General features: G+C 49.1%; 11 protein-coding genes. 4 read left to right on the top strand and 7 right to left on the bottom strand.

Going from position 1 to position 14213, the window contains the following annotated elements; translation table 11 throughout:
• The first annotated feature begins 28 nt into the window (after positions 1 to 28).
• The 4 genes from MKZ87_RS18005 to MKZ87_RS17990 are packed head-to-tail and all read left to right on the top strand — an operon-like array spanning position 29 to position 2821.
• A complete protein-coding gene (locus tag MKZ87_RS18005; protein WP_085704360.1) occupies positions 29 to 811 on the top strand; it encodes an NAD-dependent epimerase/dehydratase family protein in 783 nt (260 codons plus the stop codon).
• On the top strand, positions 808 to 1644 hold the full coding sequence (locus MKZ87_RS18000) for a sugar phosphate isomerase/epimerase family protein (RefSeq protein WP_085704362.1): 837 nt from the start codon (positions 808 to 810) through the stop codon (positions 1642 to 1644). Before MKZ87_RS18005 ends, MKZ87_RS18000 begins: the two co-directional genes overlap by 4 nt.
• The gene (locus MKZ87_RS17995; protein WP_085704364.1) at positions 1641 to 1997 is read left to right on the top strand and encodes a multidrug transporter; all 357 of its coding nucleotides are present in this window, start codon (positions 1641 to 1643) and stop codon (positions 1995 to 1997) included. The genes MKZ87_RS18000 and MKZ87_RS17995 overlap by 4 nt, the downstream gene beginning before the upstream one ends.
• Positions 1998 to 2011: 14 nt before the next feature.
• Positions 2012 to 2821: a glycosyltransferase family 2 protein gene (locus MKZ87_RS17990; protein ID WP_085704505.1), complete on the top strand. Its 810-nt coding sequence runs from the start codon at positions 2012 to 2014 to the stop codon at positions 2819 to 2821.
• 70 nt (positions 2822 to 2891) lie between these two features.
• Here the strand turns inward: MKZ87_RS17990 and MKZ87_RS17985 are convergent, their stop codons facing one another.
• From MKZ87_RS17985 to MKZ87_RS17955, 7 genes are all read right to left on the bottom strand, one after another.
• On the bottom strand, positions 2892 to 3833 hold the full coding sequence (locus MKZ87_RS17985; RefSeq protein WP_085704366.1) for an NAD-dependent epimerase/dehydratase family protein: 942 nt from the start codon (positions 3831 to 3833) through the stop codon (positions 2892 to 2894).
• Positions 3834 to 3849: 16 nt separating this feature from the next.
• The gene (locus MKZ87_RS17980) at positions 3850 to 5241 is read right to left on the bottom strand and encodes a glycosyltransferase (RefSeq protein ID WP_085704368.1); all 1392 of its coding nucleotides are present in this window, start codon (positions 5239 to 5241) and stop codon (positions 3850 to 3852) included.
• Positions 5242 to 5298: 57 nt separating this feature from the next.
• Positions 5299 to 6969, bottom strand: coding sequence for an acyltransferase family protein (locus MKZ87_RS17975; protein ID WP_266201480.1), 1671 nt, complete (start codon positions 6967 to 6969; stop codon positions 5299 to 5301).
• Positions 6970 to 7045: 76 nt separating this feature from the next.
• Positions 7046 to 8404, bottom strand: a complete 1359-nt coding sequence (locus tag MKZ87_RS17970) for a glycosyltransferase family 4 protein (protein ID WP_085704372.1) — start codon at positions 8402 to 8404, stop codon at positions 7046 to 7048.
• Entirely contained in the window at positions 8401 to 11991 is a 3591-nt protein-coding gene (locus tag MKZ87_RS17965; protein WP_176247765.1) for a glycosyltransferase, read from the bottom strand. The genes MKZ87_RS17970 and MKZ87_RS17965 overlap by 4 nt, the downstream gene beginning before the upstream one ends.
• A 4-nt stretch (positions 11992 to 11995) precedes the next feature.
• Positions 11996 to 13336: an ABC transporter ATP-binding protein gene (locus MKZ87_RS17960; RefSeq protein ID WP_085704376.1), complete on the bottom strand. Its 1341-nt coding sequence runs from the start codon at positions 13334 to 13336 to the stop codon at positions 11996 to 11998.
• Positions 13326 to 14159, bottom strand: a complete 834-nt coding sequence (locus MKZ87_RS17955; RefSeq protein WP_085704378.1) for an ABC transporter permease — start codon at positions 14157 to 14159, stop codon at positions 13326 to 13328. The genes MKZ87_RS17960 and MKZ87_RS17955 overlap by 11 nt, the downstream gene beginning before the upstream one ends.
• Positions 14160 to 14213: the final 54 nt, after the last annotated feature.

Genomic DNA, 14213 nt, shown 5'->3' with positions numbered 1-14213 from the left:
GGTCAATGTTTCTTAAATGGAGGGTAGAATGGCTAATGCACTTATCGGTTACAGTGGTTTCGTCGGAGGAACACTGCAAAATCAAACCCATTTTGATTTTCTTTATCGCTCCACGAATATTGCTGAAATTCAGGGTAAGGAATTTGACACTGTTGTTTGCGCCGGCGCACCTGCGCAAAAATGGATTGCCAACTCCCGACCTGAAGCTGACCTAGAAAACATACTGGGGCTTATTGATATTCTCAAGAGCTTAAAATGTAAAAAATTTATTTTGATAAGTACAGTAGATGTTTTCATGCATGCAGTAGCTGTCGATGAAAATACACAGATTAACGAGATTGACCTTCATCCCTATGGTCTTCATAGACGGCTACTTGAGAAATTTGTAGAAGAACAGTTTTCCAACCACCTGATTGTAAGGTTGCCTGGCTTAGTAGGACCGGGGTTGCGAAAAAATGTTATTTATGATTTTTTGAATAATAATAATGTTGAGTCTATCGACAGTAATGCGGTTTTTCAATTTTATCCTATGGTTAACCTTTGGTACGATATATCGATAGCAGTTAATGCAAATCTAAAGCTTGTTCATCTGACAGCTGCTCCCATATCGGTTGGTGATATATCAAAATCCGGTTTCGGCGTGGAATTTCAGAATACTAATGATAAGCCATCCCCTGTTTACGATATGCGAACTATACATGCTAGTCTTTTCGGTGTGAAAAGTAATTATCAATATAGTTATCGTGAAACAATTCAGGCGGTCAGAGCTTACGCGCAATCCGAGCCAAAGACCAAGGGGTCTGCTCTATGAGGATTTCCATTTCAAATATAGCTTGGAGCGTTGAACACGACGAAGCTGTTGCGAGTATATTGAACAGGTTTTCGGTTGATGCTATAGATGTGGCTCCGAGTAAGTATTTTTCGGAACCAGCCAAAGCTCGAAGTTCAGACATATCGAGTGTCAGAGATTGGTGGAATTCTAGGGGCATTGAAATAGTCGGCATGCAGTCCTTGCTTTTCGGAACTACCGGATTAAATGTATTCGGCACAGATGAAAGTAGAAGTGAGATGATCAAGCATCTGTCTAATATATGCCGGATCGGGGAAGGGCTGGGTGCAAAGCATTTGGTTTTTGGATCCCCCAAAAACAGGGATCGCAGCGGATTAACGGATGCGGAAGCCGCCTCAATTGCAATTCCTTTTTTCCGAAAACTCGGAGACGTAGCCGGAGAGTATGGCACCACTCTATGCCTGGAGCCGAACCCTGTCTGCTATGGTGCAAACTATATGGTAACCAGTGCTGAAACCGCGCAGGTCGTCCGCGAAGTCGATCATCCATTCATCAAGATGCAGTTTGATACTGGAGCGTTGACGATTACTCGTGAACAGCCCTCAACGGCTTTGGAGCAGTTTGCTGATCTGATTGGCCATGTTCACTCCAGTGAGCCCAACCTGGTCCCGCTTGGCGATGGTGCCACTGACCATAAAGTGATGAGCCGTGCACTTCACGATTACTTACCGAAACATATAGTCTGTATCGAGATGTTAGGTCAAAAAAACGAGCCAAATATTGTATCGATTGAGCGTGCCTTGGGCATTGCTGTCGGTTGCTATCGAGAAAATATCTCCGGATGTTTATCATGAAATGGCTTATTTTGATCGTAGGGATTTTGTCTAATGCATCCGCCAGTGTATTAATTAAAATGGCCATGATGGCGCCGCGTAAGTTTCCTTCGTTTACTGACCCGCTCGCGGCGTTGGCGAACTGGCCATTTTGGCTTGGCTTGGGATTGTACGGCGCTGCATTCCTGTTGTATGCAGCCGCGCTAGCGCGCCTACCACTGAATATAGCGCACCCTGTTCTTACAGCCGGTGCAGTTGCAACGGTCGCTGTTTCCTCTGTGGTTATTTTTAGAGAGCCGTTTCATACCACTACAATAGCTGGAATAGTATTAGTAATTGTCGGTGTGTTTTTGATCACACTTCGCTCGACTTAATGGTAATAACGAACATGAAAGTAGACAAAATGGTTGATGAGCGTTTCAGTTGGGAGGTGCCGGCGTACGAGGAAGCCTTTTGGCAGGGGCGTGTAAAACCTTGGTGTGTTGTGATTCCCGTCATTAACGAAGGTGATCGAATTAGAAATCTTCTTGAAAGAATGACACATCTGAATATCAGTGAGATCGCAGATGTCATTATTGTGGATGGTGGGAGTACGGATAACTCTCTCGCTCTAGAGTTTTTGCATAATAATAACGTTCGCGGTTTGTTGATCAAGCGCGGTCCAGGGAAGCTGAGTGCGCAGTTACGTTGCGCATATGCTTTCGCTCTTGATCAGGGCTATGACGGAATTGTAACTATCGACGGTAATGATAAGGATGATCCAGAAGCGATCCCGAGATTCATTAGCGAGCTGGAGAAAGGAGTTGATTTCGTTCAAGCGTCCAGATTTCTGGAGGGGGGACTTGCTGAAAATACGCCGAAATCCAGAGATCTGGCCATCCGGCTGATTCATGCACCCTTACTAAGTATTTCTTCAGGGTTTAAATGGACCGACACTACTCAAGGTTTCCGCGCTTATAGTCGGAAAATGCTCTTGGATACTAGAATTTCACCATTTCGTAGTGTCTTTATGACATATGAACTGCTTGCCTATCTGAGTTATATAGCCCCCAAACTCGGATTTTGGTGCAAAGAGTTGGCAACGGTAAGGCGTTACCCTGTCGGCAAAGTTCCGACAAAAATTAACGGCATGAAGGGGAATTTTGCAGTTTTGGCCGTATTGTTTCGTGCATGCAGTGGTTACTACAACCCGAAATAGTGTTCTTGATATTGATTTGTAAAGCGGGGTAAAGATTGCTTCTTACCCCGTTTGGATATTAAGCGTTATATTATTTTCCGGTAGATTTCAGGCTATCAATGTACCAGTTTATTGTTTGTGTTAAACCTTCGTGAAGGCTGAACTCTGCCTTCCAGTTCAGTTCTCTTTCTGCAAGTGAGCAATCAAGTACATTGATGGGAACATCAAAAGCTCTTGCGGGTGAGAAATTACATTCCACCACGTTGTGAGTTATGCTCTCAATAAGCCCGATCAAGGTGTTGAGTGAAGTTCCTTCACCTGAGCCAATATTGAAAATTGTTTCTGAACCTTTGTATTGAAGGGCTTTTGAAAAAGCATTGGCGATATCTTTTATGTATATATAGTCTCTTGTGACTGAACCATCACCCCATATATCTATCGCTTTTCCTGCTGTAGCTCTGCTAACAAAGGCGGCGATTGCTCCTTGTGCAGTTTCAATTCTTTGTCTTTCACCATAAGGGTTGGCAACCCTTAAAATTACCGGTTTGATATTGTGAAGCTTCTTATACAGATATAGATATTTTTCAATAGTCAGTTTGCTGATGCCGTAAGAAACTTCTGGATCGGTAGGGTGACTTTCCGGTAGTGGGCACTGGATAGGTTTGCCATAAACCGTTCCTCCAGATGAAATAAAGACGATCTGCTCTACTTTTTGCTCTACCATGACATTCAGCATGTTTAGAGTTGCGATGACATTAGTTTGAATGTCATAAATTGGATCATCGTTAGACGATTTAGGTAGGGTAGTAGATACCAGGTGGAGTACGCCATCTACGCCCCGGATTGCTTCTTCAAGGTCGTGTTTGCTCTGAAGATCTCCAGAGATCCATTCAACGTCCTCATGGGATTCAAACGTGCGGTACGGCGGGACACGTGGTCGCTCGAAAATACGCAGGCTGTGCCCCTCTTCGAGGAGCTTGTCTGCTATGTTCGAGCCGATGAAGCCCCCGCCGCCAAAGATTACGTACTTCATAATTTATTCCAATTTTTCATGAGATTTGGATGAGGTCCGCATAAACGCCCGACAGTACGCTGACATAGGCGTGCAGTGGTTCACCCGCTATCCTTCCTGCGCCCCGATTGTGGGCTGGCTCACCACCCAATGCAAGGTACGACTTAAGCTGTTGGGCCAGCTCTTGGGCGTTCCCAGGCTTGAAGACGGTTACATTGTCCTCCTCTCCAAGATATTCAGTTATGCCTGTTACATCGCTGGCAATCACAGGGGTGCCACAAGCCAAAGCATTCAAAAGAACCAATGGAGCGTTTTCCCTCCAGGTTGAGGGTATGACGAGTACATCCAATGTGCTCAAAATATTGCCGATATTTTCATGAGGGAAAGTTCCCACGAAGCGTATTCGGGGGTCGCCTTGAGAAATAGACTTTAGCTTTTTCAGGTAATCAGGGTTTTGTTGAATGTCGCCGTAAATTAGAAAGTCGGCATCGATATTGGGGATTAATTTGATTGCCTGTATAAGTACATGGCAGCCTTTATGATCAGACAGCGTTCCAATGAAGCCGATTGCAGCGCGTTTTTTCGCTGTATTGATCAAGTCCGGCGCGACCGGGTAAATGATCGGAGGCTGAATCCCGTATTTTAGTCGTCTGATCTTCTGTTGTGGGACCCCGGCACTGATGAGCAAATTCTCTATAAATTGGGTCGGCGGGAGGATCTGGTCGATTTTGAGCAGCGCTTGGGAAATGGTCTGTTCTCGATCGCGTAAATCGGTCATCGCCTGAGCGGCACTCCTCAGTCGTGTTCTTACAAACGCGGGGGCAAGGGCCACTATTGTTGAAAACAGGAGCTGAGGAGTCATCGCTGAAATCTTTCTAACAATACCCCTTCTGTTGTTCACGACTATGTGTTTGAGGCAGTTTCCGGCCAATAAGCTTGGCCCGGGGCATTCATTTTTGCCCCATGGCTTAACCAACTGGCAGGAGCGACAGTTGATCCAATAATCTGTGGGCGTGTACACCGTCGGAATCTTGCTATCAATGCAGGCCTGAAGCGCCGATAAAGTCAGATTCTTGAGATGGAAGAAGTGCACCAGATCCGGTTTGATCTGCTCGAGCAGATTCTTGAATGGCGTGTATACCGATGGGTTGTTGTATTCGTTCACTACAATTGTGCTGGAGAATTTTCCTGCGATGTAAGGAATCTCCAACTGATGTACTGTGAAGCCCTTGTGATTATAGGAGCGGGTTCTCAGCGTATCTTGCGCCCCAAGCTGTGCAGTTACAATTTCTACCGCATAACCTTCTTCTTTTAACGCTTGAGCGGTCGACAAGGTAAGCACTTCTGTTCCAGCAGAAAAATGCGGGAAAAATTGATGGGCGCACAATAGAATGCGTTTGCCATTGGCAATAGCCAAATCACTGTGCATGATAAGCAACGATGTCCATGTCGATATATCCAGTCATTTTTACCAAGGTCGTAGTTCTCAATTCGTCTGAATGTTCGAAAGTTGTAGTAGTGCTCGGCGCCCATTATAGTCAGAGCGAGTGTCATGTACTGTTATAGGGCTGGCGGGATCCGAGTATATCGCCAACCCCAGCATTTCCGGCATGGGTTTGTCTAAACCTGATTTTAGAGTAACAACTTCTTCCCATTGATCGCCGGGCCTCAATTTTTCAGACTTCGAGAGTGCCGAATCCGATTTGTCGAGAATCTGCGCGTCTTTATCCAAGAGGTGAACAGCCAGTATATATCCCTTGGGAAGAGGTTTTATCAGTTCGAACGCCAGTTCGATAGTGTTACTGCCTGAGTCGTTTTTCAGAGACTTTGCAGCAATAAGACGCAGGTTTTCACCAAATATAGGTGAGTTGTTTAAAACATGGTTTCTTACCAGCGAGGTGCATTCATCCGACTGGCAACCTCTAGGGGCAAACGCCGCAGGTAGTGTGTTAAGCGCCAGGATCAGAGCACTTGCTGTTACGAGATAAGCAAGTGAGCGGACGTTGTAAGCTGAGGACAGCGCGTTTGAAACTGTGGTTTTGTTGATGCCAAGAATAAACTTGCGGCACGGATTTTCTACTGCTTTGTGCATGAGAAAAGCCATAGAAAGGGCAATAGCCCAATAACCTGTAGTCTGAACGATGAGCGGAACATGACTGAAGTACAAGATGTTGGACTGGTACCACTGAAATATTGTCATGTGTACCAGGTACAGAGAGAAACTTATTTCACCCAGCAGTACCAGAAAAGGGGCGGAGAGCGCTTTTGAAAATATTCCTTTGCCCAAGGCGAAAATAACAATTAAAGCTGCAAATACCGGGAAGCTCCCCGATTTGATCAAGTAATAATTTATGACACTTCCGAAAGTGCTGTGAATTCCAATATACATTATAAGCTTGGGGGTCAGCCACATGGCGACTACTGCCAAGCAGATGGCCAGTAATTCGATTACGGAAAAAAGGACGCCTGTTTCGCTCTTGATGCGGTGATATATTGTTTTATATACGCCACAAGCGAGAATTCCCGCAAAAAACTCGACGATTCGGACAAGCGGATTTACGTAAAGTAATCCCATCAGGCTGACTTGGGGGGCTCCATCGTCTGCTGGGAGGTTCCAGGCAATGGCGAATCCGAAAAACAACGCCGCGATTGTACCTAAAAACAGTATTTTTATTTTCCATCCCGGTATAAGGCTGGAAATTAGAAGTGGAAAGCTGAAGTAAAAAAACATCTCCGTAGAGATGCTCCAGGCGACACCGTTAAATGTCAGATACACATCTCTTAGCGGTATAAGTGATTGAATTAGAAATATGTTTGCTACAGCAGTGAAGGCAGCCTGTAAATGTGTCAATCCTCCGAGGTTGAGACCTGACGTGAGCAGGTAAAGCAAAATGATTGCTGCAATATGTGCTGGCCAGATACGTGCAATTCGGGCTTTAAAGAAATGGGAGAGTTCTTGGCGCGATGATAGAGAGGGGTAGTTATAAGCAAGGATAAAGCCGGAAAGTACAAAAAAGAAAGATACACCTTGTGCCAAGGATAATGTAGTTGCCAGACCCAGTGAACCGAAGGCGCCGTGAGTATGCCCCAATACAATCATCGCGGCGGCAAAAAAACGTAATGATGTCAGGGCGTCAAGTTTTACTGTCGCATGCATAACATGAATCCTGTGAGCTTGATATTTGATGCGAATTTTAAAAAAACTTGTCAGGGCCCTCCTTGGCCCTCGTTGATCAAGCTATCTTGTTAGACGCAGCTGCTGTTTTTGAATACATGGCAAATGTTTCCCTCGCCATTAATTCCGGCGTCCGTTCGTAGTTCGTGGTTTTCGCCAGGTCATAGAGGACTTTCGGGTTGGCAACCCAGGCCGACAGCTTTCGATACAGGTCTTCTGCGCTGCCACGATCGAAGATCTCTCCGTTTACGCCGGCTTCAACGAACTCCGTCATCCCGCGCACATCCGAAACGAGTGCCGGGGTATGGGTTGCGAGAGCGTTCAACAGTACCAGCGGGCTGTTTTCATACCAGCGCGAAGGAATCACTAAAGTGTCCATGTCACGCAGGATGTTGACCATGTCCTTGCTCTCGAAAACGCCGCGGAACTCGATTTGTGTGCCGGCGCTTTTGGCTTTCAGCTCTTCCATGTATGCCGGATCCTGATCGGTCGGCCCATAGATCAACAATCGTGCACTGCCTTTTGGCAATCGATTGAAGGCATCAATCAACAAATCTGTACCTTTGTGCGGTGCTATCTGGCCAATGAAACCAATCACGGGTATGTGGTCGGCGTCTCGTACCGGCTTCGGTGTACGATCGACGTCGATGCCGAACCACAAGGTTTTCATAGGTACCTTGATGTCGTTTTTGACGTAGGCTTCCCTTAAAAAGGTGGTTGGGGCGACGGCTCCCGCGTAAGAACCGTTGTAGAGGGCACCCAGGATGTCAGGTCGCTCTGCGATGTAGTCGATCGTTTTATCGAAAACACTGTTTTTCACGCCCGGCAGTTTTCGTAGGGCGGTGACAGCGCTCGCGATCAATTTTGCTGAAGTGCCATTATTTGCGTATTTGATCCAACCGTCTTTCGAGGTGCGCGCCGTCTCTTTCAAGTAGCACGCCACGCAGTTGCTGCGAGTCCTGGACGGGCCTGCGCAAAGTGCACCATCGGCGGCTTCCAGCTTATTGGTCAGGCAGAAGCCGAAAAAGTCCGTGAAAGTTGCATAGGTTGGAATGCCCAAAGCCTTGGTGGCTTCGAGCAAGGCGCTGGTATGGTTGATCAAGTGCGTGACGTGAACGATGTCCGGTTTCAAGTCGGAGAGGATATCGGTCAAGACCGGGCGCATTTCTGCCTGGTAGTACGTTTCCTTGATGTTGGCATGAGGGATTTTGTTTTTGTCGATAAGGACAACTTTAAAGCCTTCATGCTCATAGGCAGTAATCAGCTCCGCTGCCGCGGGTTCACCCTGAAACAAGGCGCTGACGATGACCACCTCGTGTCCCCAGTTGCGGTAGTTCTTGGCCAGTTCCAGCGTATAGGTCTCTGTTCCGTAGAAGTGGTCAGGAAAGAAACAGTGCACAAAAAATACGATCTTCATTGTTTGGTTTCCGCCAGGGTCTCGGCATAGATCTGGTCGTAGTTCTCAATCATTGCTTTGATCGAGAAGTGAGCCTGCGCTCTCTCGCTGTGGCGGTTGGCAATCAAGGTTCGACGTGCGCTGTCATCCAGCAGGTTGACGATGATGTCCGACAGTTTGTCTGCGTCACCGTAAGGTGCCAGCAAGCTTGTATCGTCGACAATTTCACCGATTGCACCAATGTCGTACCCGACGACGGGAACGTGCATATTCATTGCGAAAGGGCTGACCTGGCCGAAGCTTTCTTTCCAGACCGGTGCCACAAACAATTTCATACGGCGGTACAGGTCCGGCAGTTGCCCGTAAGCCACATAGCCGGTGAACTCAAAGTTATCGGTCAACCCCGCAGCGTTTACTGCTTCCTTGAACGTCTCCATCAGGCTGCCGCCGCCGACAATCAGTACGCGAGTCTGAGGGCGCTTTTGTACGGCTTTGATGAACGGCGTAATGGAATCAGCGTTGAGTTTGTCCGTCTCCAGTCGATAAACCATGCCAATTGTGTCGGTCGCCGATTGGTTGGGAGCGTCGGCTTCAAAGATCGAGAAGTCAGAGCCAGGGTATACCGTTGCGTTCGGTGCCTCGGCAGTACCAAATACATTGCGCACATAGTTACTGACATAGACGTACCGCTTGATGGCCGGCGATACATAGGGAGCCACGGGTGTATTGATGTTCTGAATGACTGGAATGCCGAGTTGTTGTGCAGCGCGCATGGTTTGGTCATACCAGGGTTCGTCGCAATCACCCCAGTAGTGCATGTGGATGGCGTCTGGCTGCAAGGTCTGCAGATATTCGACAAAAGGCGCTTCATCTGCAGACAGTTTGATTTCCTTGATGGTAATACCGGAATAAGCCGCTGGATTTGGTGCGAAACTGGTCAGGATGCTTTGATCGAACCGACCGCCCAGGTACTCGTAGATGTCCACCACCAGACGAGAGGAGCCCCCGGTCATGAAGTTCGCAATCACATGCAACACTTGCGGCCTTGCTGCGTTGAGCGAGGTCGGTTGCTTGACGATGTAGGTGTCTTGGTTGATGTCGAAAGTCTTTTCGGTGACCTGCGTGGCGGCAGGTTCGCGCTTGAGATTTTTCTTCAGAGCTGAAACTGCCGGACTCAGCAAGCGTCGAACCGGTGTTGGTGTCACCAAGGAAGCCAGTACGTAAGCCACGCGAAGGTATTTTTTCAGGTCGCTGGGCTGAGCTGCAAACGCTTGACTCAAACGGAACAAACGGCTCCGGGCAATGGTTTGCAAGCGTTGTTCACGCTGTGCAACTTCAGCATTCAGCAGCTGGACAATCGCGTTTTTCTGCTCCAGGTGCTGGTTCAGGGCGTTGATCTGCTCTTGAGCTGCATTGGCCTCTTCCCGAGCTGCATTGGCTGCCGCCCTGGCCTCTTCCAGAGCGGCCTTGCTGGCGTCTGAAATAATGGACTGCAGTGCCGCATCCTTCTGCAGGATCACCTTATTCAGACGCGCGGTTTCGGCGACGATACCTGGTACTTTCGACAATTGAGAGTCGCGGTCGCGAAGGTGTTGGTGCCACCATTGCGGGGTGCGATTCTGAGCGTTGGAAACATACCGTAAGGCATAAGCGCATGAGGAGGCGAGCTCGACAATGGCACCGAGCTCGGACAGGCCGAAATCAGTCGGTTTGTCGAGCGAACCGATTGACGAGCGCCAGTCTGCACCAAGCGCTTTTTCTGCGCCGGCAACACCTGCACGCCAATACTCCACAGCCTTTTGATAGTTGCCTGCGCCCGACTCGATCAAGCCAAGATTCAGGTACGATCGAATCTGCTTGGTGATCAGTGTCGGGCTGTACTGCAAGCAGTCGTATGCCACGCAGCGTTCATACAGTTCGATAGCGCGAGCCGTATTGCCGACGACCTGCCAGAGTTGAGCCATGACGAACGCCAGCGACACTTTCCAGCGCAATTGCTGGGGGGAATGGTCGAGTTGGTTCATGTATGTGTCGGTGCCTTGGGCAAACACTTCCAACTCGCTCACCGTCAGCGTTGAAGCTTGCAGGAGCTGATAGGCCTGAATGCAGAGCGCCGCGCCGAGATCGGGAGATGTCGACGACGCCTGACTGGCTGCTTCGCGGGACAGTTCAAGCAGTTGCTGACGATCCTCGATGCGGTCACCTATCGTGACCAGTCCTTTTACCAGCCAGGGGTTGGCGTAATCGTCGAAGCGCGTGACTTTCCACTCGGGATTTTCCGGATAAAGGTCATACGTGCTTTCACGGTAAGGCACTGTCGCACCCAGTGTCGGCGATTTCATCCCGACCAGAATGCACCATTCGCAAGACGGATCTTTTTCGATCAGTGTCTTGGTGTCGACTTCGTACATTTCACGAACGCCGACTGCCCATTCATAGGAGTTGTTGATTTTCGGTTTGTATTGATCGGCGGTCTGAGCGTACGCCGCTTCAACAATGAAGTCCTTCTCAAGTTCCTTGAGAATGCGTTCCCACGTATAGACATGGAAATGGAATTCGTTCGGATCCTCTCCGGTTTCATCGGACCAGTCATTTGGAACAGAAAGCACAATTCGCCCTGAAGGGCTGAGGACGCGGTAGAACTCGGCAAGCAGGCCGACCGGGTCCGGAACGTGCTCCAGTGTTTCAAATGATGTGATCAGGTCGATTGAGTTGTCCGGAATATCGTTCAATGCTTCCGGCAACCAGCCTTCTTTGAAGGTCAGTTGTGGATTGACGGCGGAGAAGTTCTTTTCTGCGTATTTGATCGCGTAGTTGCTTCCGTCAACACCCAGGATCGAACTGGCGTCCGAGCAATTGAACAGGGTATAGGCGCCATAGCCCAGTCCGCAGGCCGCATCCAGGACACGGTCGCCATTGCGCACATAACGACTTGCCAGCAAGTAGCGAATGATATGGCCATCGGAGCGACTGCCAGGTTCGCGCGTCATGTCCATATGCAGGTCGCGCTCTTCTTTAAGCGCTTCCAATGGATAAATGGCTGCGGCTTCCTTGGGCAGTTTTTCAAGTGGAATCGCGATTTTGCCCTGTTCGTATTGCAGGGATTGGTAATCGTTGACGCGATAGTAGGCCGGATGTTTTCGAGCGCCGTTGTCGAAAAACACCATTTCCCAGGCTTTGCGAGCCTCTTTCGTATCGGGTTCGGTGCGAGTATCCAGGAACAGGAAAATATTGCGCCGAGAAACTCTTGTCGCCTCAATGGCCAAGCGCTGAAGCGACAATTCAATGTCGTCAGCACGGGTGGTGATCAGAACCGTCGAATAGCTCTCATCGCCCAATGGCAGATCGTCGCTCTTCCATTCGATGAATCGACCCGGTAGCTGGGCATTGTAATTGCCGACTTCGGCTCCCGGGTAAACGCTGGAAACCTGGACGCCTTCCAACAGGAACGAGCGTAGCAGTTCTGTATCAGGCAGGCCGATATGCAGCAGGTTGCCATTGCCACAGGCGGAAAGTACCTGCGACACCAGTTGTGCGCGCTCTCCCGCTGTCAGCGAGGTCGTGTGTGCTTCGGCGGCCGAGCAAATGTTTGTGTCAGAGATAGTCATAGGCTCAGCCCTTAATTTCATTTGCTTTCATGCGAAGATCCAATACACCGCCGAAGTGATACTCCCGTGGCTTGGTTGCCACCGTGAAGAATGCTGCTTCGTCTCTCCAATGGAGAATGCGTTGTTCTGCGTAGTAAGGTTTGCCTTCCTGGGAAACGGCCGCCTGAATTTCATAAAGGTTGGCGCCCAGGCTGCATTCAAATTGAAAGTCCACCGATGATTCCGTGCCTGCGGAGAACGTCTTGTTCCAGAATGTTTCGCCCGTTGCCAGGTTGGCGGCAATGGCCATGTCCTGATTCAGTGTGCCCCACGAGTAAATCTTGACGCCTTCCTTGTTGCGTAGACGCAGACTGACGTTTAGATGCTCAAGATCCACATTGCTACGGAAAGAGACCCGAATGACGGCGATGTCTGTTGCGTAAAAAACCTGAGTTTCCTCGCCTGCTGCGTTGAGAACCCTGACATCCAGAATTTCCGCGTCCTGATTCCCGAAAGAGAAACGATCCGCTGTTTTCGATTCAGCCTTCTCTGTCTGGCCGCTGTCTTTCTGATGCTGAGCCGCTTTATCGGAAAGACTTTTGGTCAGCTGTTGCAGGTAAAGACTTTCCTGTTCGTGCAGGTTTCTGCGGTAGTCGAGAATGACGTCAGCCGATGAACCAATGCTTTCGATTTTGCCGTTCGATAAAAAAATTGCTCGCTGTGTCAAAGTTCGAACGGATTCTTCATCGTGAGAAACGAACAGCAGAGTAGTTCCGCTGCTTGTGAGCTTTTCAATGCGTTCATAGCAACGTTTCTGAAACAGCGCATCGCCGACGGCGAGAGCTTCGTCGACGATCAGGATTTCGGGTTTCAGGTTGGCCTGCACAGAGAATGCCAGGCGTACAAACATGCCGCTTGAGTAGGTTTTGACGGGCTGGTCAACAAATTCCCCGATATCCGCAAATGACAGGATGTCGTCCATCAGTTCGTCGGTCTTGCTTCGGCTTAGGCCATGAATCGCACAGTTCAGATAAACGTTTTCCCGCCCGCTGAACTCCGGATTGAACCCGGAACCAAGCTCAAGCAGTGCGGCAATACGCCCGTCAACATTGACCGTTCCGGTAGTTGGCGTGAGCGTGCCGCAAATGATCTGCAAGAGTGTGGACTTGCCCGATCCGTTTTTGCCAATGATGCCCACGGACTCACCACGTGCCACTTCAAAGTTTATGTCCTTCAGCGCCCAGAATTCATGGTGAAGCTTTTTCGATGGCAGGATCATCTGGAGCAAGCGGTCGTGTGCTTTCTCATACATGTTGAAACGCTTTGAGAGGCCATTGACGTGAATGGCAACATCTTTAGAGGACATCAGCAAAGCCTGCGCGAGTTTTTTGAAAGAATGCAAAGCCGAGGCAGCAAATGACGATCCCGACGATGTAGCTTGTGCCGAGTGTATGCAGGTCGGGAATTTGACCGAAAAGCAGGGTTGCACGGCCATTCTCGATGATGGCCGTCAGGGGGTTGATGTAGAGCCAGCCACGGTACTCTTCCGGCAGGGCGCTGATCGGGTAGAAAACAGGTGAAAGGAACAGCAGGGCCGTTGCTGCCATGCCGGTTACTTGGCCTATGTCGCGAATATAGGCGCCGAGCGCGGACAGGATCCAGGACAGACCGATCACCATCAGAATCAACGGGAGCAGGACCAACGGAAAAAGGAGCGCAGTAAGTGGAATCGAATGGTTGAATACCATTTGCGCAACCAAAAGGACTGAAAGGCTGACACATAGATGAAACAACGCATTCAGTACGGAAGTCGGTGCGAGGGTTTCAATAGGGAAAACCACTTTTTTTACAAAGTTGACATTACTCGTGATCAGTTTCGGCGCGGTATTTATGCACTCAGCGCAGAATGCATGAATGATGAGGCCGGTAAAAAGGATCAGCGCGAAATCGACTTTGGAGCCTGTGGCCGCGCCACCTCCCCACCGGGCATTGAATACTGTTGAAAATACAAACGTGTATATCGCGAGCAGCAGCAGCGGGTTTATGAATGACCATGCCACGCCTCCGACAGAACCGCGGTAGCGAGAAGAAATTTCCCGTTTCGTCAGTTGAATGATCAACTGGCGATTCCTGATCGCACTCGTCAACATTCTCAGGGGCGACGTTGGAAATGAATCATGCATGTTCAAGGCAATAGCTCCAATGGCAGCCGTTCTTTATGTCGAAAAATTTTATGAGCGGCG

Source organism: Pseudomonas sp. MCal1 (assembly GCF_026341415.1).
Taxonomy (GTDB): Bacteria; Pseudomonadota; Gammaproteobacteria; order Pseudomonadales; family Pseudomonadaceae; genus Aquipseudomonas.
Note: the sequence above shows the minus strand (reverse complement) of the source record. Positions and strands in the feature narration are given on the sequence as shown.